This window comes from Amycolatopsis sp. NPDC004368, from assembly GCF_053602515.1.
In genome coordinates this window covers 186,314-211,101 of the sequence record NZ_JBSGDT010000009.1, presented here as the reverse complement: position 1 = coordinate 211,101, position 24,788 = coordinate 186,314, and the positions used below count along the sequence as shown (strand labels likewise).

The window sequence follows — 24,788 nt, the reverse complement described above, 5'->3', positions numbered from 1 at the left end:
CGCGGAAGGCCCGTGCGCAGGACTGCAGGTGATGCACGAAGCGATCCCGGTTGTCGCGGTACCGGAGCTGGGGATACTCCTGATCGAAGCGGGCCTGCACTGCTTCGTCGGGCACGTCGACGGTCTGGGCGCGACCCGGGCCGAGGCTTCGGCGGATCCGCGGCCACGACGAGGGCCGTAGTTGCTGGGAGTGGTGAACGAGGACCAAATCCAACGCGGGCAGGTCAGCTTGCCAGTCCGACTCGGCGTCCAGAGCGTTGCGTCGAAGGGGCAAGTGGAGGATCAAGTGCGGTGATCGGGCCGCCAGTTCCCAGAGGCCGGCGAACTGCCGTGCTGTTGCCTGGTCCACGCGCAGGTGGAAGCACGTGTGCGCATCCCGCAGTGTCGCGTGCGGGGTAATGGGTCGTGGTTGGACAACGCGATACTGCCTCGCGCCGAGCCGGACCAGGTGCGTGGTGAGGCTGAGTTTCATGTCGCCACAAAGCGATGGCGCCGTCGTAGCCAACCGGTGTGTGGACGGTCTTGTGCGTTGACCACACGCCCCAACTTAGCCGGGAGAGCGGCAGAACGTGCGTGCCCATTTCTTTCGGAGGAGACGGTGGAGGACATCGGCCGAGCGTGTTCGATGCCGCGAGTCGATGTTCACTCGATTCCCCAGCCGACACGCTACTGTGTCGCGAGTGATCGTTTGGCTGAACGGCACCCATGGCGCCGGCAAGACGACGACCAGTGCTCTCCTGCAACCGCTGTTGCCTGATTCGCGGGTGTTCGACGCCGAGAAGGTCGGCGAGACGCTCATGGACATCAGCCCAGGGCTGCCCGAAACCGACAACTTCCAGCACTGGCCGCCGTGGCGACCGTTGGTCGTCGAGACGGCCGCTCGGGTCCTGGACTACGCCGGTGGCACGCTGGTGATCCCCATGACCGTCCTGGTCGAGGAGTACTGGCGCGAGATCCGCACGGGCCTCGCTCAGCACGGCATTCCCGTGCGGCACTTCGTCCTGCACGCCGACCAGGCGACGCTGCGCGGGCGCATCGTGGGCGAGCACCCCATCCCGTCCCCGTTCCGCCTCAAGTATCTGGAGCCCTACGCCGAGGCAGCCCGGGCGTGGTTGCACGCCGAGGCTGAAGTCGTCGACACCACGCACCTCACCGCCGTAGAGGTCGCCGCGCGGGTCGCGCGGGCCGTCGAGAGTTGAGGTCGGCTGTCGCGGACAGAGCCACACAGGTGGAGCGAAGAACAGGCGCTACGCACGGGGGCCGGCGAGAGTGACCGGCAAGGCCCGAGTTCGCCAGCTCCGTGGCGCCCTCGCGCGCCTGCTGGGCGTCGCCGAGCGTCCCGGGCACGATCTGGATTCCGGTCGTCGCCGTGGGCGCCCTGGCCGCGCTGTGGATCGCCGACCCGCGCGGCTGAACGCGACGCCTGCACTCACCGACCGGACACCCACTCGCGTCGGAGGCTCTCGCTGAAGAAAGCCGCGAGCTTCTCCACAGCCGGCCCCACGTACTCCTCCTTGTCGTACAGATCGACGTGGCTCGCACCCGCCACGTGGTACAGCTCCTTGGGACCCGTGGCCTTCTGGAACGCCTCGATGCTCATCCACGCGGTGACCGCGTGCGAACCCACGATCATCAGCAGCGGGCGAGAGCCGATGAGGGGCACGGCGACGAACGTGTCGAACGAAGCGAACCGGTCGATGCTCGTCCAGTGGAAGAACTCGGCCGAGCGCGGGTGGTGGCCGCGGGCGGTGCGGTAGTACTCGAAGCCCTCGGCGCCGTGCTCCTGGCCGAGGGCGCGCGCCTGCTCGACGGTGTCGGGGAACAACGTCAGCGGCGCCGGCTTCTCGCCGGCGGCCGCCGCGGTGCGGGCGTGCGCGGCGGCGGCCAGCATTCCCTGGAAGACCGCGGGATCCTGTGAACCGTCGGCGCCGAAGCGGAACTGGCGGGAGATGTCGGCGGCGCTCACGGTGGCCACGGCCTTCACACGGGAGTCCGCGCCGGTGGCCGCGAGCACGTAACCGCCGGACGCGCAGATGCCGAGGTGGCCGAGGCGGGCAGCGTCCACTTCGGACCGGGTGGTCAGGAACGACACGGCCGCCTTGAAGTCCTCGACGCGCTGGGCGGGATCCTCCAGGCCGCGTGGCTCGCCGCCGCTGTCGCCCTGGTGGGCGGCGTCGAACGCGAGTGCCACGAAGCCGTGTTCGGCCAGGCGTGCGGCGTAGCGGCCCGCGGCCTGTTCCTTCACCCCGCTGCCGGGGTGGCCGACGATCACGGCCGGGCGCGGGCCGTCGGCCGAGTCGGGCGAGTGCAGGTGCCCGGCGATCCGGATGCCGGAGCTGTCGAAGGTGACGTCGATCCTGGTCACGGGAGATTCCTTTCCTGGTCCGGCCTTTCACCGGGGCCTGGCTCCACGATCGGGCCGCCGTCGGCCGGCCACCAGAGACCGGTTTCAGGGTGGCCAGGATCCTGGCCCTCTTGCCGGCGGCCATTCGGGCGCAGAATGCGCAGAATGGAGGACATGACCACTCCGCCGCGGCTCGGCGACTTCCTCAAGGCGCGCCGCGCCCAGCTGACTCCCGGCGACGTCGGCCTGCCCGACACCGGCCGGCGCAAGGTCGCGGGGCTGCGCCGCACGGAGGTCGCCCGCCTGGCGGCGATCAGCGTCGAGTACTACACGCGCTTGGAGCAGGGCCGCGTGCAGGCGTCGGCGACCGTCCTGGCCACGCTCGCCCAAGCGCTGCGCCTCGACGACGACCAGCAGACCTACCTCTACGACCTCGCCGGCAAGGCCGACGCCCGCCCGCGCCGGCGCCGCGGCGGCCAACGCGTGCGCCCGGCCCTGCGCCGCCTGCTCGACCAGCTCACCGGCACCCCGGCCCTCGTCCTCGGCAAACGCTTGGACATCCTCGCGTGGAACACCGCGGCGACCTCCCTCTACGTCGACTTCGCCCGGCTCCCGCCCGCGCGGCGCAACTACGTGCACCTCATGTTCACCGAGCCCGCGTTCCGCGCCCTGCACCCCCACTGGCAGCACGACGCGCGCGTGGCCGTGTCCGCCCTGCGGATGGAAGCCGCCGCCGATGCCGAAGACCCGGACCTGGCGCGCCTGGTCGGCGAACTCTCCGTGCGCGACGCCGACTTCCGCACGTGGTGGGCCGAGCACCGCGTGACCAGCGCGGGTTTCGGCACGAAGCACTACCGCCACCCCCCTCGTCGGCGATCTCACCCTCGACTGCGACACCTGGCTCAGCCCCGACGGCTGCGGCCAGCGCCTCATGGTCCTCACCGCCGAGCCCGGCACCCCTTCCCGCGACGCCCTGGACATCCTGTTGTCCTGGCACGCCGACCACTCGCCGTCGCACCGATGAGCGAGTGGTCCGGCGAGCACGCCCCACCAGCGGGCTCACCGCTGGCATCATCCGGGGCATGACGCACACCGCTCGCCGCATGTTCGAGCTCCTGGAGCCGATCTGCCTGGTCACCTACCTCGCCGACGAGAGCAACGAGGAGCAGGCCACGCTCGGTCACCGCACCTACTGGGACGGCTACTTCGCCAGCCGGGCCGCGTCGTTGGGACGGGTGCCGGCGGAGGTCGTGCACGCGGCGTTCTACAGCTTCGCCGAGGGCGAGGTCGCGCGGCACATCCCGAGTGCGTGGGAGACGATCCCGCCCGAGGCTTCGTTCGCCGCCCGGGAGCGGGGCAGCGCGGCGGCCCTCCGGCGGATCCTCGGTGCCGACCTGGCCGGCTCCCCCGGCCTGGTGCGCGCCGCGGACCTGACCACCAAGGCCGCCACGAGCGCGCCGACGGCCGGACGGGTGATGTACGCCGGGTTGCGCACCACCCCGGTGCCGAGCGACCCGGTCGCCCGGCTGTGGCACTCGGCGAACATGCTGCGCGAACACCGCTCCGACGGCCACGTCGCCGCGCTTCTCTGCGCCGGCATCGGCGGTACGGAGGCCCACGTGCTGTCCGCGCTGGAGTACGGCATCCACCCGCCGGAGTCGTTCGGGCGCATCCACCACCTGCCGAAGGAGCGGCTGGCCGAGGTCATGGCCGGGCTGCGCGAGCGCGGGCTCGTGGACGCCGAAGGCCGCTTCACCGACGCCGGATGCGAAACCAAGCAGCGCATCGAAAACCTCACCGACGAGCTCGCCGCCGCACCCTACGCGGCGCTGCCGCCCGCCGAGCTCGACCAGCTGGTCACCGAGCTGGAACCGATCACCGCGAAGCTGGTGGCCGCGGGTTCGCACTGACCGCACGCTTTCGACGGTGATCGAAAAGGGTTGTTGTCACCGGTTTCGATCCCTCACAGCCGGGTAAGCGGCAGGAGAACGAACACGACGAAGGGAGTTCTCGCCATGAGCACCATCACCGAGTTCGTCGACGTGCACGCGCCGGTGTCCGCCGCGTATGGGCAGTGGACGCAGTTCGAGTCGTTCCCGCGCTTCATGGAAGGCGTCGAGGAAGTCAAGCAGGTCGACGCGACGCACACGCACTGGAAGATCGCGCTGGGCGGCGTCACGCGGGAGTTCGACGCGACGATCACCGAGCAGCACCCGGACGAGCGGGTGGCGTGGGCATCGGATTCCGGGCCGACGCACGCCGGTGTGATCACGTTCCACCGGCTCGACGACAAGACCACGCGCGTCACCGCCCAGATGGACCTCGACCCCGACGGTTTCGCCGAGAACGCCGCCGACAAGCTCGGGATCCTCGACCGGCGGGTGAAAGCCGACATGCAGCGGTTCAAGACCTTCATCGAACACCGCGACGGCCGCACGACCGGCGAATGGCGTGGCGACGTCGCGCCCCCGCCGCAGAGCTGAGCGCGGTTTCGCCGCCGGCGTCCGGTGGTATCCGGCCCGGGGGAAGGGAGCCACCGATGACAGCCGACGAGAAACAGCTGGACGAGCAGCTCGACGAAGTACGCCACGCGATCAGCGAGGCCAAGGACGCTGCCCAGGAGGTGCGCGATTCCCGGCCCGACCCGATGAGCTCCGGGACAGCGGACTCCGCGGACCAGCAGGAGGACTCGACCATGAGCGACCCCGAGAAGCGCGACGGGCGCGACGCCTACGGCGACACGCCCGAAGAGGAGCGTGAAACCATCCGCGGCGAGCAGGGCACGTCCCGCGACCCGCACGACGACACCGATCCCCAGTCGGGTTCGTGATCGTCGTTTCGCCCCGGCCGCAACGGGTATCCGCAGGTCACGAGCGAAGGAGGAGTCGTGCCGCAGGAAGCCTGGAACGCGAAGCGCGAACGTCAGTACAAACACATCAAGGCGCAGCAGGAAGACCGCGGCGCCAGTGAGTCCCGAGCCGAGGAGATCGCCGCCCGGACGGTGAACAAGAACCGCGCCCGAGCCGGTGAGTCACGAACGGCCAGCAAGACCTCGCTGCGTGGCAAGAGCCCCCAGGAGCGCGGCGGGCACCGCAGTGGAAAGCGCCTCGGGCCGGGCGGCCCGACCAAGGAACAGCTCTACAACGAGGCCAGGCAACGCAACATCAAGGGCCGTTCGAGCATGACGAAAAAGGAACTGCAGAACGCGCTGGGCCGCTGAGCACAAGCCGATCCCGTCGACGCGCCCGTCGGCGGGATCGGCTTGTCCTCTGTGGACTCTCGCCTGCCGAAGGAGCCGCTCGTGAGCAGCGCGCTGATCGCCGTCGCCGTCGACTGCCGCAACGCCGAGGCCCTCGCCGAGTTCTGGCGCGAGGCCCTGGGCTACCCGGACACCGAACGCTGGACCGACCACCACGGCCTCACCTACGTCGAGCTCAAGGGACCGGGGCGGCCGTCGCTGCTGTTCCAGCCCGTGCCCGAGGGCAAGACCGTGAAGAACCGGCTGCACCTCGACATCGCCCCCGAAACCGTCGAACAGCGCGACGAGGTCGAACGTCTGGTGACCCTCGGCGCCAAGGTCCTCGCCGACCCGGAAGACGACCACTGGATCATCCTCGCCGACCCGGAGGACAACGAGTTCTGCGTGCTGCCCCGGCGCTGACAGCCGGCCGGTTTCCCCGGCGCGCCACCGGGTAACCGCAACGATCAGCCCACTGAGCGAGGAGGGGCGCCATGCCGTCGGCAGGAATCGGCACCACGACCGTCGTCCACCACCGGATGTGGGCCCGCTTCGTGCTGCCCGCGTGGTTGCGCCGGCTTCGCCGTGACCGGGACGGCCTCGCGCTCGACACCGAGGGGCTGCGGGTGCGTCTCGGGCCCTGGCTCGTCGCCACGCCGCTGCACAACCTCGCGAGCGCGGAGGTCACCGGGCCGTTCAGCGCGTTTCGCGCCCTCGGCGCGCGGCTGTCCCTGGCCGACCGGGGACTGACTCTCGGCACGAGCACCCGGCAAGGCGTCTGCATCCGCTTCCACGAGCCGGTGGCGGGGATCGAGCCGTTCGGGCTGCTGCGCCACCCCGGGCTGACGGTGACCGTCGCCGAGCCCGACCTCGTGGCCGCCACGATCAACGCCGTGGCGACCCCGTCGCGCCAAGTTCGCGGGGGGACGCATGAGTGAGGTCGACGAACTGCTCGCCGAGCACGGCACCACCTACGCCGAGCGGGCCGGCATCACGCTGGCCGACAAACCGAAACCGCTGTACCAGCTGCTGGTGCTCACCACCCTGCTGTCCGCGCGCATCGGCAGCGACATCGCCGTCGCGGCGGCCGAGGAGCTGTGGCACGCGGGGTGGCGCACCCCGAAGGCCCTGCGCGGCTCGGAGTGGCTCGATCGCGTCCACGCGCTCGGGCGCGCCCACTACACCCGCTACGACGAGAGCACCGCGCGATACCTGCTCACGAGCGCGGAGCTGCTGCAGGAGCGCTACCACGACGACCTGCGCGAGCTCGCCCGCGCCGCCGACGGATCCGTACCGCGGCTGGAGAAGCTGCTCACCGAGTTCCCGCGCATCGGGCCGACCGGCGCGCAGATCTTCTGCCAGGAGGTGCAGGCCGTGTGGCCGTGGGTGCGCCCGTACTTCGACAAGCGGGCCCTGTCAGGAGCTGGGAAGGCCGGCTTGCCGACCGACTCCGCGAAACTCGCCGGGCTCGTGGCGGGTGCGGACCTCGCCCGGCTCGCCGCCGCGCTCGTGCAGGTCGACTCCCGCTGACCCACGCGTCCGGACTCCATCGACACCGAAGGAGGTTCCTGTGAGCGAACCCGACCGCCCCGACGCCGTCGAAACCGACGCGGCCGCCCTCAGCGCCGCCGAGGATCTCGACGAGGACGAGCTGCAGACCGATCCGCTCGAGGCGGGCATGGATCCGCCCGAGCGGTGGAGCGGCGTGGACAGGTACGGCACAACGCCGCGCGAGGAAGCCGAGCGGCGTCCGCTGGCCGCGCGCCTGGCCGAGGAGCGCCCCGACGATGCCACCGAGGCCGCCCAGCGCAACCTGGAAGAGGCCGACCCCGACCCGCCGCGGACTCGTGAAGACCTCCCGTGACCACAACGTACGGACGCCGCTGCCAGGATCCTGGCAGCGGCGTCCGTGCGTTGTGGGCTGTGATGCTCTCGCGGGCGCCGGAAGTCAGCCGCCGGTCCAACCGCCCTCGCGGCGGCTCTGTTCGACGTCCGAGTCGGCGACGGCGGTGTGCGCCAGTGCCGCGACCGTCTCCTCCAGGCCGCGCTGGATCTCGTCGGCCGAGCCGTCGCGGACGCTGCGCAGCGTCACATTCACGCGGCTCGACGCGGGCCCGGCGTCGTCGATGCTCAGCTCGCCCTGGTAGTCGTGCGGGCCCTGCGAGCCCCACGACAAGGTGCGGTTGCCTTCGTCGACCTTCAGCCAGGCCTCGCCCTCGACGTGTTCGCCGTGGATCTCCGCCTCGACGTGGACCCGCTCGCCGCCCTCCGGCTCGGCTTCCTGCATCTGCGTGAAGTAGTGCGGCAGGTTCCGCGGCTCCCGCAGGTAGGCGAACAGCTCGTCCGCCGGCAGATCGACGGCGGCGCTGTGGTGGTAGTCGGACATGGAAACACCTCCTCGCCGCCGGGTTACCCCCGCCGTGCCCGGCCAATCACCCTGCGGGTGGTCATCCGGTTGAGTCGCCGCCGAAGCGGGAACCCGGAGATCACCCCGGCGGACGCGGGCCGGGGTGGACGCAATGATGGAGGTGTAGTGGTGACCGAAGAGATCCAGCCGGTTCCGGCGCACGAACGATCGTTCGGAGAGCTCGTCTCCGACCTCACCGACCAGGTGAAGCGCCTGGTGCGCGACGAGATCCGGCTCGGCGTGCTCGAGTTGCAGCGGAAAGGCACGCGCATGGGGGTCGGCGCCGGGCTGTTCGGGGCCGCGGGGCTGATCGCCGTGTTCGGAGGCGGGGCGGTGGTGGCGGCCGCGATCATGGCGCTCGCACTGGTGCTGCCGGGCTGGGCGGCGGCGCTCGTGGTGGCCGGGGTGCTGTTCCTCATCGCCGGGATCGCCGCGCTCGTCGGGCGCGCGCAGATCAAGCACGCGACGCCACCGGTACCGGAGGAAGCCATCGAGGGTGTGCGCAAGGACGTCGAGGTCGTGAAGCAGGAGGTGCGCTCGTGAACCGCGAGACCCCGGAAGAAGTCCGCGTCGATCGAGACGCCACGCGCGCCGAGCTCGCGCAGACGCTCGAGGACCTGGAGCAGAAGCTCGACGTGCGCCCGAAAATCAAGCAGGGCGTCGACCAGCGCCTGGACCAGGCCGAGACGAAGGTGGGCAAGGTCGTCGGCGAGCCGGCGGCCAAGAAGTTCCGCCAGGGCGCCGAAACCGTGCGCGCCAACCCCGTGCCGGTCTTCGCGGGTGTACTCGGGTTGATCATCGTACTGCGGCTGATCCTGCGCCGGAAGTCCCACGAGGACTGAGCATGTTTGCCCGCGCGAACCCCGCGGTACCCGGTCCGCATGACCACAACCGTTGCGGACCACGTGGTGCAGAGGCTGCGCGAATGGGACGTGGAGCAGGTGTTCGGGTATCCCGGCGACGGGATCAACGGTCTCGTCGCGGCGTTCGGGGCGGCGGGGAACGAGCCGCGGTTCGTGCAGGCTCGGCACGAGGAGATGGCCGCGTTCGAGGCGGTCGGGTACGCGAAGTTCAGCGGCCGCGTCGGCGTGTGCGCGGCGACGTCCGGTCCGGGCGCGATCCACCTGCTGAACGGCCTCTACGACGCCAAGCTCGACCACGTGCCCGTGGTGGCCATCGTCGGCCAGACCGCGCGCAGCGCCATGGGCGGCAGCTACCAGCAGGAAGTCGATCTGCAGGCGCTGTTCAAGGACGTCGCGAGCGAGTACCTCGTCGAGGTCAACGTGCCCGAGCAACTGCCCAACGCCCTCGACCGCGCGATCCGCACCGCGCTCGCCCAGCGCGCGCCGACGGCCGTGATCATCCCGGCCGACGTGCAGGAGCTGCCGTATACGCCGCCCGAGCACGAGTTCAAGCACGTGCCCTCCAGCCCGCCGGCGCATCCGCGGGCGAAAGTCGTCCCGCCTGACGAAGACCTGGCGGAGGCCGCCGACGTGCTCAACGCGGGCGAGAAGGTCGCGATCCTGATCGGCCAGGGCGCGCGCAACGCCGTCACCGAGGTGCGCGAGGTCGCCGAACTGACCGGCGCCGGCGTGGCGAAAGCGTTGCTGGGCAAGGACGTGCTGCCTGACGACCTGCCTTACGTCACCGGCGCGATCGGCCTGCTCGGCACCCGCCCGAGCTACGAGCTCATGAACGACTGCGACACACTGCTGATCATCGGCTCCGGCTTCCCCTACAGCCAGTTCCTGCCGTCCTTCGGCCAGGCGCGCGCGGTGCAGATCGACCTCGACGCGCGTTTCCTCGGCTTGCGCTACCCCACCGAGGTCACTCTCCTCGGCGACGCCAAGTCCACTTTGGCACGCCTCATCCCCTTGCTGGAACGCAAAACCGACCGCGGCTGGCGCGAGCGGATCGAGAAGAACGTGACCGAGTGGACGGACACCGTGACCAGCCAGGCGATGCTGGCGGCGGACCCCATCAACCCGATGCGCATCGTCCACGAGCTGTCCGAGCGGCTGCCCGAAGACGCCGTCGTGACCGCCGACTCCGGTTCGACAGCCAACTGGTACGCCCGCAACCTTCGGATCCGCGGCCGGGTCCGCGCTTCGCTCTCGGGGACACTGGCGACGATGGGCCCTGGTGTCCCGTACGCGATCGGCGCCAAGTTCGCCCACCCCGACCGGCCGGTGATCGCGCTCGTCGGCGACGGTGCCATGCAGATGAACGGCCTCGCCGAACTGCTCACCGTCGCCCGCTACCGCGAACTGTGGACCGACCAGCGGTGCGTGATCTGCGTGTTCCACAACGGCGACCTTAACCAAGTGACCTGGGAGCTGCGCGCGATGGGCGGCGCGCCGAAGTTCGAGCCGTCGCAGTCCCTGCCCGAAGTGTCCTATGCGGACTTCGCCCGCGGCATCGGGCTGGGCGGCATCGCCGTCGACGACCCCGAGCACCTGGGCGACGCCTGGACCGCGGCACTGAGCGCCGACGTGCCGACGGTGCTCGACGTGCGCTGCGACCCCGAGGTGCCGCCGATCCCGCCGCACGCGACGTTCGACCAGCTCAAGTCCATGACCGAAGCCGTGCTCAAGGGCGACCCCCACGCTTGGCACCTGGTCGCCCAGGGCCTCAAGACGAAGGTGCAGGAGCTCCTGCCCACCCGGTCCTGACCGCACCACCGAAAGGAGTCGCTTGTGGACACCAGCGATCTGCGTCCACTCACGACCGCCACCGGACCGTTCGCCTCGGTCCACGTCGACGAGTCGCACGACAGCGAAACCGCCGCGAAACAGCTTCGCCTGCGGTTGAAGGAGATCTGCGCGGCCCTGTCCGAGCAGGACGCCGACCCGGACACCGTCGACGCGATCGTGGCCGCGATCGAGGACTCGCCCCCGCCTGTCGGCCCGGCCGGCCGGAGCCTCATCGCCGCGCACGGCGAGATCGTGGCCGACCGCCGCCTCGCCGGGCCGCCGGCCACGCAGGAGGCACGCTACTCCGACCTGCCGTACTTCTTGCCCGTGGTCACGCACACGCAGGACGCGTCCGCTTACGTCGTGGTGCTCGTCGATCGCCATGGCGCCGACGTCGAGGTGCACCAGGCCGACGGCACCGCCCGCACCGAAACCGTGCAGGGCCCCGAAGACGACGTGCACAAGGTGCGCGGCGGCGGCCCGGCGCACCGGAACCTGCAGAACCGGGCCGAAGAAGCCGTGCGGCACAACCTCGAGGACGTAGCCGAGCACATCGCGAGGACCGTGCAGCGGACCCGCGCGCACCTCGTCGTGCTCGCCGGCGAGGTGCAGGCCCGGGCCGAACTGCTGAATCTGCTGCCGGAACCCGTGCGCGCGATCACGCAGGAGTCCGGCGCCGGAGGCCGCGCGGCCGGCGCCGACCGGGCCGAGCTCGACGAGCACATCCGCGAGCTGCTGGCCGGCCGGCACCTCGCTGAGCTCGACGACCTGGCCGAACGCTTCCGTGCCGAGGTCGGGCGCGGTTCCGGTCTCGCCGTCAGCGGCCTGGAGGCGGTCACGGCGGCGTTGTCGGAGTCGAACGTCGAAACCCTGCTGGTCGGCGACCCCGGCGACGCCGAGGTGCTGACCGGCCGCGAACCCACGCAGGTCGGCATGGCCACACCCCGGCTGGCCGCGCTCGGCGCCGAGCGACCAGCGGCACACCGGGCCGACGAGGCCCTGCCGTTCGCGGCCGTGGCCGTCGGCGCGGACGTGGTGGTGATGGACGAGCGGCTCGACCTCCCGGGCGGGTTCGCCGCGCTCCTGCGCCACCCCTGATCCCGGAGGGTGCGGGTGGCCGGCGGGGTGTGCCCGCACCAGCCGGAGCACAACTGGGCGCGGGGAACGAGCGGACTCGTTCCCCGCGCCCAGTTCCTGTCCGCGCTGTCAGTCCCGTTCCGCCGCCCCGGTCACCGCACCCGCGACCGCTTCCACCACACCGTCGTCGAAGGCGGTCGGGACGATGTGCTGCGGCGAGAGGTCGTCGGCGACCACATCGGCCAGCGCACGGGCCGCGGCGAGCAGCATCGGGCTCGTGACCCGTGACGCACCGGAGTCGAGCAGGCCGCGGAAGACACCCGGGAAGACCAGGACGTTGTTGATCTGGTTCGGGTGATCGCTGCGCCCGGTCGCCACGACTTCCGCGTGCTTGGCCGCGAGCTCCGGGTCGATCTCGGGGTCGGGGTTGGCCAGCGCGAACACGATCGCGCGCCCGGCCATCGCGGCCACGTCGTCCTCGCCGAGCAGGCCACCAGCGCTGACGCCGAGGAAGACGTCGGCGCCGGAGAGCGCGTCACGCAGGCTGCCTTCAACGGACCCGTCTGCGTTGGTGTTCTCCGCCAGCCACCGTTTCTCGCCGACCAGATCACGACCGGGATGCAGCACACCTTGGCTGTCGCAGACGGTGATCCGCTCGTACCCGCCTTGGCGCAGCAGCCGGGCGGTGGCGCTGCCCGCCGCGCCCGCGCCGGAGATGACCACGGACGTGCCGCCGGGTTCCCGGTCGGTCAGCTTCAGCGCGTTGTGCAGCGCGGCGAGCACGACCACCGCGGTGCCGTGCTGGTCGTCGTGGAACACGGGGATGTCGAGCTCGTCGTGCAGCCGGCGTTCGACGGTGAAGCAGCGCGGCGCGGCGATGTCCTCGAGGTTGATCGCGCCGAACGACGTCGCGAGGTCCTTCACGGTGCGCACCAGGTCGTCCGGATCCCGGCTGACCGGGCAGATCGGCCACGCGTCGACGTCGGCGAACCGCTTGAGCAACGCGGCTTTGCCCTCCATCACGGGCAGCGCGGCGGCCGGGCCGCGGTCGCCGAGACCGAGCAGCGCCGACCCGTCCGACACGATCGCGACGGAGTTGGCCTTCACCGTTTCCCGTGTCAACGCGGCCGGGTCGGCGGCGACCCGCTCGGCCACTTCGGCGACGCCTGGCGTGTACTCCCTCGCGAGGTCCCCGGGCCCTTCGAGCCGGACCCTGGCCGTGACCTCGACCTTTCCGCGACTTCGGCTCATGCCCGCCGGATACCCCGGCGGGCCGCGCGGAAATCGGCCGGTTTTTCACCACCCGCGGCGGGTACCCGCGTGAACGGACGAAAGGAGTTCCCCATGTCCGAGAATCCGGCTGTCGACCCGGTCCGCGCCCGGGGCCCGGCACTCGTCACCGCGGGCCCGCGCGGCGCCCGGCGCCTGCTCGTGCTCGACCCAGCGGGAGAAGCCAACCACGACGGTCTGCCGTCCACGTGGCGCCCGCTCACCGACGAGTACGAGATCGTCTGGTGCCGGTTGCCCGTCGACGGCGCGGCCCGCGAAGCCGCTTCGGCCCTGTCCGAGCCGCGCCCCGTCGACGTCGTCGCCAGCGGCCCGTTCGCCGGCGAAGCCCTGCGGCTCGCGAACGAATACCGTGACCACGTGCGGTCGGTCCTGCTCGTCGACCCGGCCGCGGAGGGGGTGGTGAGCCCCGGCGACGCGGGCACCGCCGACGAAACCTGGCTGGCCGACCACGGCAACGAGGTCGCCGTCCTGCGAGACGCCGGCATCGACGTCGACCTCCTGGCGCACAGCAGCGAAAGCGACCGCCTCCCGGCACCGCTGCCGCTCGGCCACCCGCGGGTGGTGGCGGCTTTGCGCACGGCGCTGGAGAACCTGCCGGCGCTGCACCGGCCGGCGCTGTGACGCCTACTCCCGCAACGCCGGCAGCAGTTCTCGCTCCGCGAACGCCAGGAACTCGTCCTGCCGATCCCCGCCGATCTGGATCAGCGCGAGGTCGGTGAAACCGGAGTCGGCGAACTGCTGCACGGCGTCGCGGATCGGGCCGATGTCCGGGCCGCACGGGATGCCGGCGGCGACGTCGTCCTGGCGCACGAACTGCGTGGCACCCGCGAACCCGGCCGGGCCCGGCAGCTCGGAGTTGACCTTCCACCCGCCGCTGAACCACCGGAACTGCTCGTGCGCCCGGCGGATCGCGGCTTCCCGATCGGGATCCCAGCACAACGGCAGCTGGGCGACCTTGCGGGTGGGCGGGCCGAGGCGCGTCGCGTCCCACTCGCCGCACAGCGCGGGGTCCGGCTCCACGGCGATCATCACGTCGGCCTGGGCGGCGAAGCGGTGCACCGACTGCTTGCCGGACACCGCGATCCCCACCGGCACGCGTGCGGGCGAAAGGTCCCACAGCTTCGCCGAGTCCACGCGGAAGTGCTTGCCCTCGTAGCTGAACGACCCGCCGTCGAAGAGGCCGCCGATGATCTGCACGGCCTCGGCGAGCATGTCGTGGCGCACGTTCACCGGCGGCCAGCCCTGGCCGACCACGTGCTCGTTGAGGTTCTCGCCCGCCCCCAGACCGAGGGTGAACCGGTCGTCGGACAGCAGCTGGATCGTCGCGGCCTTCTGCGCGACCACGGCCGGGTGGTAGCGCATGATCGGGCAGGTCACGAACGTCATCAGGTCCACCCGCTCGGTCACCTGGGCCACCGCGCCGAGCACACTCCACGCGTATGGCGCGTGCCCCTGCTCGACGAGCCACGGCGAGAAGTGGTCGCTGCAGACCTCGAAGTCGAATCCGGCCCGCTCGGCCGCGGCCGCGTGGGCGACCAGGGCCTTCGGCCCGGCCTGTTCGGTCATCAAGGTGTAGCCGATGCGCATGCGGTTGTCCCCCGCTTCCTCGCTTCGCCGGTGAACCGCCGCCGGCTCACCCTTACCGGGCCGGGATAACCCCCGCGTCAGCGCGCGAAACCCGGCCGGCGTCGCTGTGGGAGCACCTGCGGCACCCACAGGATCGCGAGCGAGCGGCACTTGCGCCGGTCCGATCTCGCCGACGGTTACCTGGTCCCCGGTCCGGCGCGCTGCGAGGGCGTCCGGCGGCGTGATCTGCGAAGCTGCGTTACATGGCTTCCCGGACGGGTTCTCCCTGGTTGCGCTGGACCACGATCGCCCCCGTGGTCGCGGTGGTCGTGCTCGCGGCGACGTGGGGGCGGGTGCTCGCGACGGTGCCGGTGATCCTCGTCGCGGTGGTGCTCGCGGCCGCGGTGCTGGCGGCGGTGCACCACGCGGAGGTGGTCGCGCACCGGGTCGGCGAGCCGTTCGGGTCGCTGGTGCTGGCAGTGGCCGTGACGGTGATCGAGGTGGCGCTGATCGTCACGCTGATGGTGTCCGGCGGGCCGCAAACGGCTTCACTCGCGCGTGACACCGTGTTCGCCGCCGTGATGATCACGTGCAACGGCATCTTCGGCCTGTCGCTGCTCGTGGGCGCGTGGCGGCGCAAGACCGCCGTGTTCAACGCCGAGGGCACCGGCTCCGCGCTGGCGACCGTCGCGACGCTGGCCACCCTCAGCCTCGTGCTGCCCACCTTCACCACGTCTCGCAGCGGCCCGGAGTTCTCGCCCGCGCAGCTGACGTTCGCGGCGCTGGCGTCGCTGATCCTCTACGGGCTCTTCGTGGTCACGCAGACCGTGCGCCACCGCGATTTCTTCCTGCCCGTGGGCCGTGACGGCGCCGTGGTCGAGGAAAGCACCCACGCGACGCCGACGACCACGCGCACCGCGCTGTTCAGCCTGGGCCTGCTGCTGGTCGCGCTCGTGGCCGTGGTCGGGCTGGCGAAGGTGGAGTCACCGGCGATCGAGGCGGGGGTGGCGGCGCTGGGGTTCCCGCAGTCGTTCGTCGGCGTGGTGATCGCGCTGCTCGTGCTGCTGCCCGAAACGCTCGCCGCCGCCAACGCCGCCCGGCGCGACCGCGTGCAGGTGAGCCTGAACCTGTCGCTGGGTTCCGCGATGGCCAGCATCGGCCTGACCATCCCGGCCATCGCGCTGGCGTCCATCTGGCTCGACGGGCCACTGCTGCTGGGTCTCGACCCGACGCAGATCGTGCTGCTGGTGATCACCGTCGTGGTCGGCGGGCTCACCGTGGTGCCGGGCCGCGCCACGCGGTTGCAGGGCGGTGTCCACCTGGTGCTGCTGGCGGCTTTCGTGTTCCTCGCCGCCAGTCCCTGACCGGGTGTCGAGTGAGGCCGTGTCCGTTCGCCGCCTCGCTCGCGGCCAATCCGCGACTCGTGTCGAGCGAGGCCGTTTCCGTTCGTCGCCTCGCTCGCGGCCGATCCGCGACTCGTGTCGAGCGAGGCCGTTTCCGTTCGTCCTCGAAAGGAGAATGATCTCCTGGGAAAGGACGAACGATGGACATCCTGGCACTGCTCCGGCAGGCGCAGAGCGGTTTCGACGAGGTGCTCGCCGCGGTTCGGGCCGCCCGCTGGGCCGACCGCTCGACGTGCCCCGAGTGGACGGTGCGCGATCTCGCCGGCCACGTGATCTGGGGCCAGCACCAGTTGCGCGCCTGGGCCACCGGCGAGGATTACACCGACCGCTCGGGCGCCCCGGGCTCGCCCCACCCGGCCCCGATCGCCGGCGCCGACCCGCTCACCACGTGGCGCTCGGCGAGCGCAGCCTGCCTCGCCGCGCTGACCCCCGAGGCGCTGGGGCGGACCACCACGATCCCGGGACTCGGCGAGGTGCCCGTGGCCGCCGTGGCGAGCCTGCTGACCACCGACCTGGGTGGCCCACACGTGGGACATCGCGCACACCCTGGGCGCCGACGTCCGCCTCGACCCCGCCACGGTCGAGGCCGCGTTCGGCTGGGCCCGCGACCACGCCGTGCGCGCACCCGGCTTCTTCGGCCCGGAGCTCACCCCACCCGCCGGCTCGGACGATCAGACGCGCCTGCTGGCGTTCCTCGGCCGGGCGGCGTGGGAGCCGGTCGCCGTGTGAGCCCGGCCCGGTTGGGGTGTCCGATGTGGACACTGCGGGTACCCCACCGGGCCCGTGCCTACTCCCCGATCGCCGCCCGGCCCCGGTCGTACGCGGACAGCGCGGCGCCGACCGTGGCGGCGACGGTGACCTCGAAGATCTCGTCCTCGCTGTGCCCGGCGGCGCGCAGAGCAGCGACGTCGGCGTCGGTCACGCGGTAGGAGGCGTTGCGGACGGTGTCGGCGTAGGTCGACCACGGTTCGGCCACCGGGGCACCCTCGAGCAGGGCCGCGCGGAGCTCCGGGGCGGTGACACCGCGAGCGTCGGTGACGGCGTGGCGCAGGTCCTCCACCACGTCGCCGTGGCCGGTTTTCGGGCCGCCGGCGAGCAGGAAACCCGGGAAGCGGTAGCCGAAGCGGTGCAGGGAACGGGTGCCGCTCTCGAGCTGGCCGTCGCGCAATTCGAACCCGAACGCGTTGGCCAGGCGGTTGACGACATCCCACACCAGGTTCACGCGCAGCGCCTCCAGCACCGCGGGCGCGGGCACGTCGGCGACCGACGAAGCGTCGGGTTCGCTGCCCGGGCGCGAAACCGTGTCCAGGAAAGCACGCACGGCCCGCAGCTGCGGCCGGGCGGACGCCGGTTCCTCCGGGTCCACCTCGCCCGCGCCGGCGATGCGGGTCAGCTCGGCGTGCGTGACGATGCAGAAGGGGCATTCGTGCAGCTTCGCCGTGCCCATGGCCAGGTATTCGCGTTCGCCGGGCGTCCAATGCGACGGGCCGCGCATGGCCGGGGCGGTGAGGTCCAGCAGGGCGCGGGTCATGAAGTCCGGGCGGTAGAGCAGCATCAGCACGATGTCGGGACTGTCCACCCGGGACAGTGCGGACGTGGCCGACAGGAACAGCCTCGCCCGGCGGCGGTGGCCGTGCTCCAGAATGGACAGTCTCACGGGGTCTCCTGAGGATCGGCGGCGTCGAGTTCGAGCAGGCGGCGGGCGAGGAACCGCCGGTCGGCGGGCGTGTGGGCGAGCTCGTGGGCGCGCCGGTAGGCGGTGGCGGCCTCGTCGCGCCGGTCGAGGCGGCGCAGCAGGTCGGCGCGTGCGGCGTGCATGAGGTGGTACTGGTCTAGCCCGTCGATGCGCTCGATCAGCGCGAGACCGTCGGCGGGCGTGTGCGCCATGGCCACCGCCACGGCGTGGTTCAGCGCCACGACCGGCGACGGAGTGAGCTCCAGCAGCCGCGCGTACAGCCCGGCGATCGCGGCCCAGTCGGTCACCTCGGCCGACGGCGCCTGCGCGTGCACCGCGGCGATCGCGGCCTGCACCTGGTACGGCCCGGGGTGACCGTGCCGCAGCGCGCGGTCGAGCAGCCCGAGAGCCTCCGCGACCTCGGCGTGGTCCCAGCGCGTGCGGTCCTGGTCTTCGAGCAGCACCAGGTCGCCCTCGTCGTCGTGGCGCGCTGCCGAGCGCGAATCGTGCAGCAACAGCAGAGCGACGAGACCGAGTGCCTCCGGTTCGTCCGGCATGAGCGTGGCCACGAGCTTGCCGAGCCGGATCGCCTCCTGCCGCAGGTTCGGCGCGCCGGTGTAGCCCTGGGTGAAGATCAAGTACACCACGGCCAGCACGCCGGCCAGCCGCTCGGGCAGCAGGTGGTCGGGCGGCACCTCGAGAGTGATCCCGGCGTCGCGGATCTTGCGCTTGGCTCGCACGAGCCGCTGTGCCAGCGTGGCCTCGCTCGTCAGGAACGTCCGCGCGATCTGGCCCGCGGTCAGCCCGACCACGGCCTGCAGTGTCAACGCCACCCGCGCCGGCTCGGCGAGCGCGGGGTGGCAGCAGGTGAAGATCAGGCTCAGCCGCTCGTCGCCCACCTCGAGCAGGCGCCGGTCGGCGAAATCCGGCACGACCACCACCTCCGGCACGCCCGCCAGCTTCTCCCGGCCCACGCGGGCGCGGCGCAGCCGGTCGATCGCGGTGTTTCGCGCCGCCGTGAGCAGCCACGCCATCGGGTCGTCCGGCACCCGCTCCCACTTGCGCAACGCCAGCGCGCACGCCTCCTGCAACGCGTCCTCCGCGAGCTCGAAATCGCCGAGCACGCGAATCAGCGCGGCGAGCATGCGCGCACGGTCCTCGCGGTAGACCCGCTCGACCGCCGAGGCCGCCGGTTCACTCAGCGGGGGCCGCCACGTCGACCGGCGCGTGGCCCACCCCCGGGATCCCGACGACCGGGCGCACCTCGATGGACCCCTCGGCCGCCATCGGGCACAGCGCGGCCAGCTCGAGCGCTTCGTCGAGGTTGCGGCAGTCGAACAGGTAGAACCCGCCGAGGTGCTCGTGGGTCTCGGCGAACGGGCCGTCGGTGATCAACGTGCGCCCGTCGCGCACACTCACGGTGGTCGCCGTCGCCTCCGACTGCAGCGGCCTGCCCTCCAGCCACACCCCCCGGCGCCGGCACTCGTCGGCGAACGCGTTGACCCGCGCCACCGCTTCCTCGAACCCGGGGTCCCCCGGCTCGGGGCGTACGCAGTTGTAGATCAGCAGCATGTATTGCACGTGTCCTCCGCGTCATCTGGTCGAGGTCGTCCGAAGAGGATGACGAACAGCCTGACCGTAACTCGACACGGAGGGGAAGGCGTTTTCAGAAAGTTCCGCTAGGCCGCGGCCCGGTGCAGCGCGCCCAGCCGGGCCAGATCTTCGGCCGTGAGCCGCAGCGCGCCGGCCGCGACGTTGTCGACGAGGTGACCGGGTGTGCCGGTGCCCGGGATCACCAGCACGTGGGGCCCTTGCTGCAGCGTCCAGGCCAGGCGCACCTGAACCGCCGAGACGCCGTGCGCGCGGGCGATGGCGACGATCTCGTCGTGGTCCGCGCCACCGGTCCCGGCTTCCCGGCCACTCCCGGCGATCGCGAAGAACGGTACGAACGCGACCCCGGCCGCACCACACTCGGCCACGAACTCGTCCTGGCCGGGCCGGTAGCCCAGGCCGTAGGCGTTCTGCACGCACACCACCGGCGCGATCGCCTGCGCCTGCGCGAGGTGCTCGGGCCGGGCATTGGAGATGCCGAGGTGGCGGATCAGCCCGGCCACGCGCAACTCGGCCAGCGCGCCGAAGTGCTCGGACACCGAATCGAGCCCGGACGTCCGCAGGTTCACGAGGTCGAGGTGGTCCCGGCCGAGCTCGCGCAGGTTCTGCTCGACCTGCCCGCGCAGCTGTGCCGGGGTCGCCATCGGCAGCCACCGGCCGTCGGCGTCGCGCCGCGGCCCGACCTTGGTGGCGATCACCAGGTCGTCGGTGTACGGGGCCAGCGCCCGGTTGATCAGCTCGTTGGCCGAACGCAGCCGGGAGAAGTAGAACGCTGCGGTGTCGACGTGGTTCACCCCGAGCCCGACGGCGCGACGCAGCACCCCGATCGCGTCGTCACGGTCGCGCGGCACGGCGTCGGGCGCGAACGCCTCGCCGTGTTGCGGCAACCGCATCGCGCCGAACCCGAGACGGGCCACCGGCCGATCGCCCAGTGTCCAGATTCCCGCGGCCCTCGCATCGATCTCCACGATGCCGAGTGTGGCACGGCCGGACCGCTCAGCCGAGCAGCGAGGGATGCGGTTCCGGCGGCGCACCCAGCTCGTCGCGACGGCTGGCCGGCACGGTGCCGTCCACGTCGGTCACGCCGAGGCGCGCGCCGAGTTCCGCGCCGATCAGCGTGCGGCCCGAGTAGGTCATCAGGTCGGGAGCCGCGTAGAGGGCGGCGATCACACGGCCGGTGAACTGCGGCGATTCGCGTGGTGCCGTGGAGCGGGCTTCGGGCGGCAGGGTCGCGAGGTGGGCCTCGGCGCGTTCGGTGCGCAGGCCGCCCATCCAGATCGACACGGCGGCGACGTGGTGCGGGCGCAGGTCCTTCGCCACGTCTGCCGCCATCTTGTCCGCGCCGGCCTTCTGCGCGCCGTAGGCAGGGCCCTGGTGGTAGGACACCGCGCCGTAGTGTCCGGTGTGGACGATGAGGCCCCGGCCGTTGGCGATGAGCAGCGGCGCGGCGTGGTAGGCGGCGACGAAGTGCGACCGCAGGCCGACGGTGATGAGGTCGGCCGCTCCCAGCGGATTGAGCCAGAACCCGCCCGGCTTCATCGGTTCGGCGACCTTCGCCGCGTTGTTCACGAGGAGGTCGAGCCGGCCGTGGTCCTTCGCGACCCGGGCGAACAGCGCGGCCACGGCGTCGTCGTCGGCGTGGTCGACGGCCACGGGCACGCCGGTGCCGCCGGCGGCGTCGATCAACGCCGCTGTCTGCGCGACGGTGCCGCCGTGGGGTGAGTCGCCGGGGCGGACGCTGCGGCCGGTGACGTAGACCGTGGCGCCGGTCGCGCCCAGGGCCAGGGCGATGCCTTTGCCGGCACCGCGGCTCGCGCCGGTGACCACGGCGATCACGGGAGCCATGCGGCCTCCTCTCTATCCGGACGTCGTGTCCGTTTCCTGGCGCCGACTTTGTGGACACCGTGTCCGGTTGTCACGGTGATACCGGACACGGCGTCCGGATAGCCGCTAGACTCGGACCGTGACCAGTCCCGCTCGACGACAGCGCGCCGACGCGCGCCGCAACCACGACGTGCTCCTGGAAGCCGCGAAGGACGTGTTCGCACGGCTGGGCACCGACGCTCCGCTGGAGGTCGTCGCGCAGGAGGCGGGGGTCGGGCGCGGCACGTTGTACCGGCACTTCCCCTCGCGGGAGCACGTGTTCGCCGCGATCATGCGCGACAGCGCGAACCTGCTCGACGTCCGCGCACGCGAGCTGCTCGACTCCCCCGACGGCACGGCCCGCCTCGCCGAGTGGCTGCGGCTCTACGACCGCGCCGCCACCGAGTACCCGGGCCTGAGCGGGCACGGCGACGCGTCGCCCGTCGCCACCACGTGCGCGCCGATGAAGGCGAGCTTCGCCGCGCTGCTCGACCGCGCTCGCGCCGAGGGCCGGGTGCGCCCCGACGTCACGGCGGCGCAGGTGCTCACGCTCGTCGGCGCCCTGCCGAAGGACCCGGCGACGGGCCGCACCGCCGAGCCCTACCTCGATGTGGTGCTGGCGGGGCTGCGCATCACCACGTGACGGGCAGCTCGTACACGCCGTACACGGAACCGTTGTGCTTGAACGGGATCTCGTCGAACTCCGCGGCGAGGGCGAGCGTGGGGACCCGGCGGTAGAGCGTGCGGTACACGACCTGCAGCTCCACGCGCGCGAGCGGCTGCCCGAGGCACTGGTGCACGCCGAAGCCGAACGCCACGTGCCGGCGCGAGTCGGGGCGGCGCAGGTCGAGCTCGTCGGGGTTGGGGAAGACGTCCTCGTCGCGGTTGCCGATGTCGTTGGCCAGGATCAGGCCCTCGCCCGCGCGGATCGTCTCGCCCGCGATCTCGATGTCCTCGGCTGCCACACGCCGGCGGCCGTTGTGCGTGATCGTGAGGTAGCGCAACAGTTCCTCGACCGCGCCGGCGATCACGGCCGGGTCGTCGGTTTCGCGGATCAGCGCGAGCTGGTCCGGGTGCCGCAGCAGGGTGAGCGTGCCGAGCGCGATCATGTTGGCCGTGGTCTCGTGGCCGGCGATCAGCAGCAGCACCCCCATCTGCGCGGCTTCCGCGCGCGTGAGCTCGCCGGCCTCGACCCGGTCGGCCAGCCCCGAGAGCAGATCGTCCTGCCGGTGTGCCAGCTTCTCCCCCATCAGCTCGTCGAGGTAGTCCAGCAGCGCCCGGTGCCCGGCGGCGCGCACGGCCGGGTCGACGTCGCGCTGGACGATCGCCTTGCTGTTGGCCTGGAAGAAGTCGTGGTCGCGGTAGGGCACGCCGAGCAGCTCGCAGATCACGAGCGAGGGCACCGGCAGCGCGAACGCCTCCACGAGGTCCACCGGGTTCGGCCCGGCCAGCATCTCGTCCAGCGCGTCGTCCACGATCCGCTGCACCGCCGGGCGCAGCGCCTCGATGCGCCGCACCGTGAACGGTCCGGTGACCATGCGGCGCAGGCGCCCGTGCTCCGGGTTGTCCATCAGGATGAAGCTCACCGCCGGCCCACCCGGCGGCAGCGGCGCGGGGCTCGGGTAGCCGGGGCGCGTGATGTCGGCGCTCACGCGGGGGTCGGCGAGCAGCGCCCGCTGGTCCGCGTACCGGGTGACCAGCCACGGCGTGCTGCCGTCCCACAGCCGCACGCGCGCGAGCGGCCCGGCTTCCTGCAGCTCCCGCGCCCGCGGCGGCGGGTCGAACGGGCACCCGGCCGCGCGCGCCATCGGGAACTCGGGGACTTCGGAGATTTCGAGGACTTCGGGGCTCGTGCTCGTCATGCTTCCTCCGCGGTGGTTCGGACAGTTCAGCCTTCGGTGGCCGGCGCGCCCCAGACGGCGACGATCGCGTCGACCAGCCCCGTGCCCGCCGCGCCCCAGTCGGCGCGCGGCGTCGGCGCGCCTTCGGCGAGGGCGCGCTCGCGTTCGGCACAGGTGTGGACCATGAGCAGGCGCGCCATGGCGTCGCGTTCGGCGCGCGCGTCGGCGGGCAGGTGGGGCAGGCAGGTGTCGAGGCCGCGCAGGATGCGGTGCAACGCCGGGGCGCTCAGTGCCTCCTCGACCATGACGCCCCGCAGTGCCGGGTCGGTCATGACCTGCGCCGCGAACCGCGCGTACCAGGTCGGCGCGCGCAGGCCCGCCAGGTGATCGGTGACAGGCCGCACCAGGCACTCGACCCACTCACGCACGCCGGCACCTTCGGGCACCCGGGCGACCATGCGCGCCCGCCGGACCTCGATGTCCTCGGCGTGCTTGCGGGCCACCGCCCGGACCAGGTCGGCCTTCGCCCCGAAGTGATACCCGACGGCCGCGTTGTTGCCCTGACCGGCGGCTTCGCTGATCTGCCGGTTGGACACCGCGTAGACCCCGTGCTCGGCGAACAGGCGCTCGGCCGTCGCGAGGATCCGCTCACGGGTGGGCGCGGCTCGGACGGCTCTTCCCGCGGTACCGGGCACGGTTGCTCCTCCCCGCGGTGTGGGTGCGGTTCGTGATCAGTCAACCGGAGGTTCGTGAGTTAAGTCAAGTGATTGACTTGATCTGTGCGGTGAGCAGGACAGCTTCACTCGCACCTCGACAAGAAGTCGGCTGTCACGCCGCACACGGTCCGCCCGTCCGACGACATGGCCACGAATTCCGGTTCCTGGGGACGAACCGCCAGATTGCGCGCGAGAGGAGTGCTTGCAGGGCGGCTGACCCTCGCCCAGGGCAAGCTTCCCAGTCCAGCGCCTCCGACACTGATCAGAAATTCCGTCGACCCCGAAAAGCCCGCGCTGCCGTGCCCGTCGCCGTCGGGACGGCATGACCACTGATCACCGGACGCCAGGCGCCCCTGGACTGCGGGCCGCCGGCAGGAATTTTCGCCTTCACCACGACAAGACCGCCGCGCGGAGCATCGCGTCCCGGCGCAGCTCGTCCGCGGAAGGATCCCTCACCCGCGCAGGATAGTGGCTCCTCACCCCGGTACCCGAGTGTTACTACGCTGGCGATCAAGGCTGGCGATCAAGTACGTGCCCGCAGCGACAGGAGGATCCGGCGTGACGCCCATCGACGCCACCTTCAGCCTCGTCGACCACCACGGCACACCCGTGACCGAGCGGGCCTACCGCGGCCACTGGGTCACGGTATTCTTCGGCTTCACCCACTGTCGCACGGCCTGTCCGCGGGCGCTCGGCCGGCTGGACGACGCGTTGGACGCCCTCGGGTCGGCGGCCGAAAACATCAAGCCCCTGTACATCACCGTCGACCCGGAGCGGGACAGCCCCGAGGTGATGCGGGCGTACCTCGAGGACGACCACCCGCGGTTCACCGGCCTCACCGGCACGCCGGAGCAGATCGAGGCGGCCAAGCGTGCGTTCCGGGTGTTCGCGCGGCGCAAGGACGATCCGGCGGACCCGGACGGCTACGCGGTGCCGCACACCGCGATCACGTACGTGCTCGATCCCGAAGGCGCGTACGCGACGCACCTCACCGACGGGCTCGACACCGAGACGTTCACCGAACGCCTGCGGGCGTCGATCGCTTGAACACCGGTTGCCGGGGC

At 71.8% G+C, this 24,788-nt stretch carries 31 protein-coding genes and 1 pseudogene; 21 read left to right on the top strand and 11 right to left on the bottom strand.

Annotated features, from left to right (window positions below; translation table 11 throughout):
* Window positions 1-31: 31 nt before the first annotated feature.
* Together ACWEOE_RS16390 and ACWEOE_RS16385 are read left to right on the top strand one after the other, a co-directional pair.
* The gene (locus ACWEOE_RS16390) at window positions 32-181 is read left to right on the top strand and encodes a hypothetical protein (protein WP_452009376.1); all 150 of its coding nucleotides are present in this window, start codon (window positions 32-34) and stop codon (window positions 179-181) included.
* A 499-nt stretch (window positions 182-680) separates the two neighbouring features.
* Window positions 681-1,199, top strand: coding sequence for an AAA family ATPase (locus ACWEOE_RS16385; RefSeq protein ID WP_452009374.1), 519 nt, complete (start codon window positions 681-683; stop codon window positions 1,197-1,199).
* Between the two features lie 230 nt (window positions 1,200-1,429).
* On the opposite strand, the gene ACWEOE_RS16380 is transcribed toward ACWEOE_RS16385, so the two are convergent.
* Entirely contained in the window at window positions 1,430-2,365 is a 936-nt protein-coding gene (locus tag ACWEOE_RS16380; RefSeq protein WP_452009372.1) for an alpha/beta hydrolase, read from the bottom strand.
* Between the two features lie 153 nt (window positions 2,366-2,518).
* Between ACWEOE_RS16380 and ACWEOE_RS16375 the strand changes: the two genes are divergently transcribed.
* The 9 genes from ACWEOE_RS16375 (at window position 2,519) to ACWEOE_RS16335 (ending at window position 7,446) form a co-directional block, all read left to right on the top strand.
* On the top strand, window positions 2,519-3,430 hold the full coding sequence (locus ACWEOE_RS16375; protein WP_452009369.1) for a helix-turn-helix domain-containing protein: 912 nt from the start codon (window positions 2,519-2,521) through the stop codon (window positions 3,428-3,430).
* A complete protein-coding gene (locus tag ACWEOE_RS16370; protein WP_452009366.1) occupies window positions 3,427-4,254 on the top strand; it encodes an SCO6745 family protein in 828 nt (275 codons plus the stop codon). Before ACWEOE_RS16375 ends, ACWEOE_RS16370 begins: the two co-directional genes overlap by 4 nt.
* Window positions 4,255-4,359: 105 nt before the next feature.
* Window positions 4,360-4,827 carry an SRPBCC family protein gene (locus tag ACWEOE_RS16365; protein WP_452009364.1) on the top strand — a complete coding sequence of 156 codons (468 nt, stop codon included), beginning with the start codon at window positions 4,360-4,362 and terminating at the stop codon, window positions 4,825-4,827.
* Between the two features lie 56 nt (window positions 4,828-4,883).
* Window positions 4,884-5,174 carry a hypothetical protein gene (locus ACWEOE_RS16360; RefSeq protein WP_452009362.1) on the top strand — a complete coding sequence of 97 codons (291 nt, stop codon included), beginning with the start codon at window positions 4,884-4,886 and terminating at the stop codon, window positions 5,172-5,174.
* 57 nt (window positions 5,175-5,231) lie between these two features.
* The gene (locus ACWEOE_RS16355; protein WP_452009359.1) at window positions 5,232-5,564 is read left to right on the top strand and encodes a plasmid stabilization protein; all 333 of its coding nucleotides are present in this window, start codon (window positions 5,232-5,234) and stop codon (window positions 5,562-5,564) included.
* Between the two features lie 81 nt (window positions 5,565-5,645).
* The gene (locus tag ACWEOE_RS16350) at window positions 5,646-6,005 is read left to right on the top strand and encodes a VOC family protein (protein ID WP_452009356.1); all 360 of its coding nucleotides are present in this window, start codon (window positions 5,646-5,648) and stop codon (window positions 6,003-6,005) included.
* Window positions 6,006-6,076: 71 nt separating this feature from the next.
* Entirely contained in the window at window positions 6,077-6,520 is a 444-nt protein-coding gene (locus ACWEOE_RS16345) for a hypothetical protein (RefSeq protein WP_452009353.1), read from the top strand.
* Window positions 6,513-7,112, top strand: coding sequence for an endonuclease (locus ACWEOE_RS16340; RefSeq protein ID WP_452009350.1), 600 nt, complete (start codon window positions 6,513-6,515; stop codon window positions 7,110-7,112). Before ACWEOE_RS16345 ends, ACWEOE_RS16340 begins: the two co-directional genes overlap by 8 nt.
* A 40-nt stretch (window positions 7,113-7,152) precedes the next feature.
* Entirely contained in the window at window positions 7,153-7,446 is a 294-nt protein-coding gene (locus ACWEOE_RS16335; protein ID WP_452009347.1) for a hypothetical protein, read from the top strand.
* A gap of 84 nt (window positions 7,447-7,530) precedes the next feature.
* Here the strand turns inward: ACWEOE_RS16335 and ACWEOE_RS16330 are convergent, their stop codons facing one another.
* Entirely contained in the window at window positions 7,531-7,968 is a 438-nt protein-coding gene (locus ACWEOE_RS16330; RefSeq protein WP_452009344.1) for an SRPBCC family protein, read from the bottom strand.
* Between the two features lie 150 nt (window positions 7,969-8,118).
* Between ACWEOE_RS16330 and ACWEOE_RS16325 the strand changes: the two genes are divergently transcribed.
* Genes ACWEOE_RS16325 through ACWEOE_RS16310 form a run of 4 tightly spaced genes read left to right on the top strand, consistent with a single transcriptional unit; the run spans window position 8,119 to window position 11,780 of the window.
* Window positions 8,119-8,532 carry a phage holin family protein gene (locus tag ACWEOE_RS16325; protein WP_452009341.1) on the top strand — a complete coding sequence of 138 codons (414 nt, stop codon included), beginning with the start codon at window positions 8,119-8,121 and terminating at the stop codon, window positions 8,530-8,532.
* A complete protein-coding gene (locus tag ACWEOE_RS16320) occupies window positions 8,529-8,831 on the top strand; it encodes a DUF3618 domain-containing protein (protein ID WP_452009338.1) in 303 nt (100 codons plus the stop codon). Before ACWEOE_RS16325 ends, ACWEOE_RS16320 begins: the two co-directional genes overlap by 4 nt.
* Window positions 8,832-8,870: 39 nt before the next feature.
* Window positions 8,871-10,661 (top strand): thiamine pyrophosphate-requiring protein, encoded by a 1,791-nt coding sequence (locus ACWEOE_RS16315; protein WP_452009335.1) that lies wholly within the window; start codon window positions 8,871-8,873, stop codon window positions 10,659-10,661.
* A 24-nt stretch (window positions 10,662-10,685) separates the two neighbouring features.
* Window positions 10,686-11,780, top strand: coding sequence for an Rv2629 family ribosome hibernation factor (locus tag ACWEOE_RS16310; RefSeq protein WP_452009332.1), 1,095 nt, complete (start codon window positions 10,686-10,688; stop codon window positions 11,778-11,780).
* 108 nt (window positions 11,781-11,888) lie between these two features.
* On the opposite strand, the gene ACWEOE_RS16305 is transcribed toward ACWEOE_RS16310, so the two are convergent.
* Entirely contained in the window at window positions 11,889-13,010 is a 1,122-nt protein-coding gene (locus ACWEOE_RS16305; protein WP_452009330.1) for an NAD(P)-dependent malic enzyme, read from the bottom strand.
* Between the two features lie 93 nt (window positions 13,011-13,103).
* Here ACWEOE_RS16305 and ACWEOE_RS16300 point away from each other — a divergent pair, with 93 nt between their 5' ends.
* Window positions 13,104-13,670, top strand: coding sequence for a hypothetical protein (locus tag ACWEOE_RS16300; RefSeq protein WP_452009327.1), 567 nt, complete (start codon window positions 13,104-13,106; stop codon window positions 13,668-13,670).
* 3 nt (window positions 13,671-13,673) lie between these two features.
* Here ACWEOE_RS16300 and ACWEOE_RS16295 read toward each other — a convergent pair whose 3' ends face one another.
* Entirely contained in the window at window positions 13,674-14,636 is a 963-nt protein-coding gene (locus ACWEOE_RS16295) for a TIGR03557 family F420-dependent LLM class oxidoreductase (protein ID WP_452009324.1), read from the bottom strand.
* Window positions 14,637-14,878: 242 nt separating this feature from the next.
* Between ACWEOE_RS16295 and ACWEOE_RS16290 the strand changes: the two genes are divergently transcribed.
* From ACWEOE_RS16290 to ACWEOE_RS16280, 3 genes and pseudogenes are all read left to right on the top strand, one after another.
* Entirely contained in the window at window positions 14,879-15,979 is a 1,101-nt protein-coding gene (locus tag ACWEOE_RS16290) for a calcium:proton antiporter (RefSeq protein ID WP_452009321.1), read from the top strand.
* A 179-nt stretch (window positions 15,980-16,158) separates the two neighbouring features.
* A pseudogene (locus tag ACWEOE_RS16285) lies at window positions 16,159-16,464 on the top strand (maleylpyruvate isomerase N-terminal domain-containing protein); the annotation flags it as partial.
* A gap of 70 nt (window positions 16,465-16,534) precedes the next feature.
* The gene (locus ACWEOE_RS16280; RefSeq protein WP_452009457.1) at window positions 16,535-16,747 is read left to right on the top strand and encodes a hypothetical protein; all 213 of its coding nucleotides are present in this window, start codon (window positions 16,535-16,537) and stop codon (window positions 16,745-16,747) included.
* A gap of 58 nt (window positions 16,748-16,805) precedes the next feature.
* On the opposite strand, the gene ACWEOE_RS16275 is transcribed toward ACWEOE_RS16280, so the two are convergent.
* The 5 genes from ACWEOE_RS16275 to ACWEOE_RS16255 form a co-directional block, all read right to left on the bottom strand.
* Window positions 16,806-17,675 carry a hypothetical protein gene (locus ACWEOE_RS16275; RefSeq protein WP_452009318.1) on the bottom strand — a complete coding sequence of 290 codons (870 nt, stop codon included), beginning with the start codon at window positions 17,673-17,675 and terminating at the stop codon, window positions 16,806-16,808.
* On the bottom strand, window positions 17,672-18,895 hold the full coding sequence (locus ACWEOE_RS16270) for an RNA polymerase sigma factor (protein ID WP_452009450.1): 1,224 nt from the start codon (window positions 18,893-18,895) through the stop codon (window positions 17,672-17,674). Before ACWEOE_RS16270 ends, ACWEOE_RS16275 begins: the two co-directional genes overlap by 4 nt.
* Window positions 18,888-19,274, bottom strand: coding sequence for a YciI family protein (locus ACWEOE_RS16265; RefSeq protein ID WP_452009315.1), 387 nt, complete (start codon window positions 19,272-19,274; stop codon window positions 18,888-18,890). The genes ACWEOE_RS16270 and ACWEOE_RS16265 overlap by 8 nt, the downstream gene beginning before the upstream one ends.
* Before the next feature lie 98 nt (window positions 19,275-19,372).
* Entirely contained in the window at window positions 19,373-20,272 is a 900-nt protein-coding gene (locus ACWEOE_RS16260; RefSeq protein WP_452009312.1) for an aldo/keto reductase, read from the bottom strand.
* A gap of 28 nt (window positions 20,273-20,300) precedes the next feature.
* The gene (locus ACWEOE_RS16255; RefSeq protein ID WP_452009309.1) at window positions 20,301-21,149 is read right to left on the bottom strand and encodes an SDR family NAD(P)-dependent oxidoreductase; all 849 of its coding nucleotides are present in this window, start codon (window positions 21,147-21,149) and stop codon (window positions 20,301-20,303) included.
* A 118-nt stretch (window positions 21,150-21,267) separates the two neighbouring features.
* Here ACWEOE_RS16255 and ACWEOE_RS16250 point away from each other — a divergent pair, with 118 nt between their 5' ends.
* Window positions 21,268-21,810 carry a TetR/AcrR family transcriptional regulator gene (locus ACWEOE_RS16250; RefSeq protein ID WP_452009307.1) on the top strand — a complete coding sequence of 181 codons (543 nt, stop codon included), beginning with the start codon at window positions 21,268-21,270 and terminating at the stop codon, window positions 21,808-21,810.
* Here ACWEOE_RS16250 and ACWEOE_RS16245 read toward each other — a convergent pair.
* Together ACWEOE_RS16245 and ACWEOE_RS16240 are read right to left on the bottom strand one after the other, a co-directional pair.
* Window positions 21,800-23,029, bottom strand: coding sequence for a cytochrome P450 (locus ACWEOE_RS16245; protein WP_452009304.1), 1,230 nt, complete (start codon window positions 23,027-23,029; stop codon window positions 21,800-21,802). The genes ACWEOE_RS16250 and ACWEOE_RS16245 overlap by 11 nt on opposite strands.
* 26 nt (window positions 23,030-23,055) lie before the next feature.
* On the bottom strand, window positions 23,056-23,703 hold the full coding sequence (locus ACWEOE_RS16240) for a TetR/AcrR family transcriptional regulator (protein ID WP_452009301.1): 648 nt from the start codon (window positions 23,701-23,703) through the stop codon (window positions 23,056-23,058).
* A 579-nt stretch (window positions 23,704-24,282) separates the two neighbouring features.
* Between ACWEOE_RS16240 and ACWEOE_RS16235 the strand changes: the two genes are divergently transcribed.
* Window positions 24,283-24,771 carry an SCO family protein gene (locus ACWEOE_RS16235; protein ID WP_452009299.1) on the top strand — a complete coding sequence of 163 codons (489 nt, stop codon included), beginning with the start codon at window positions 24,283-24,285 and terminating at the stop codon, window positions 24,769-24,771.
* Window positions 24,772-24,788 lie beyond the last annotated feature (17 nt).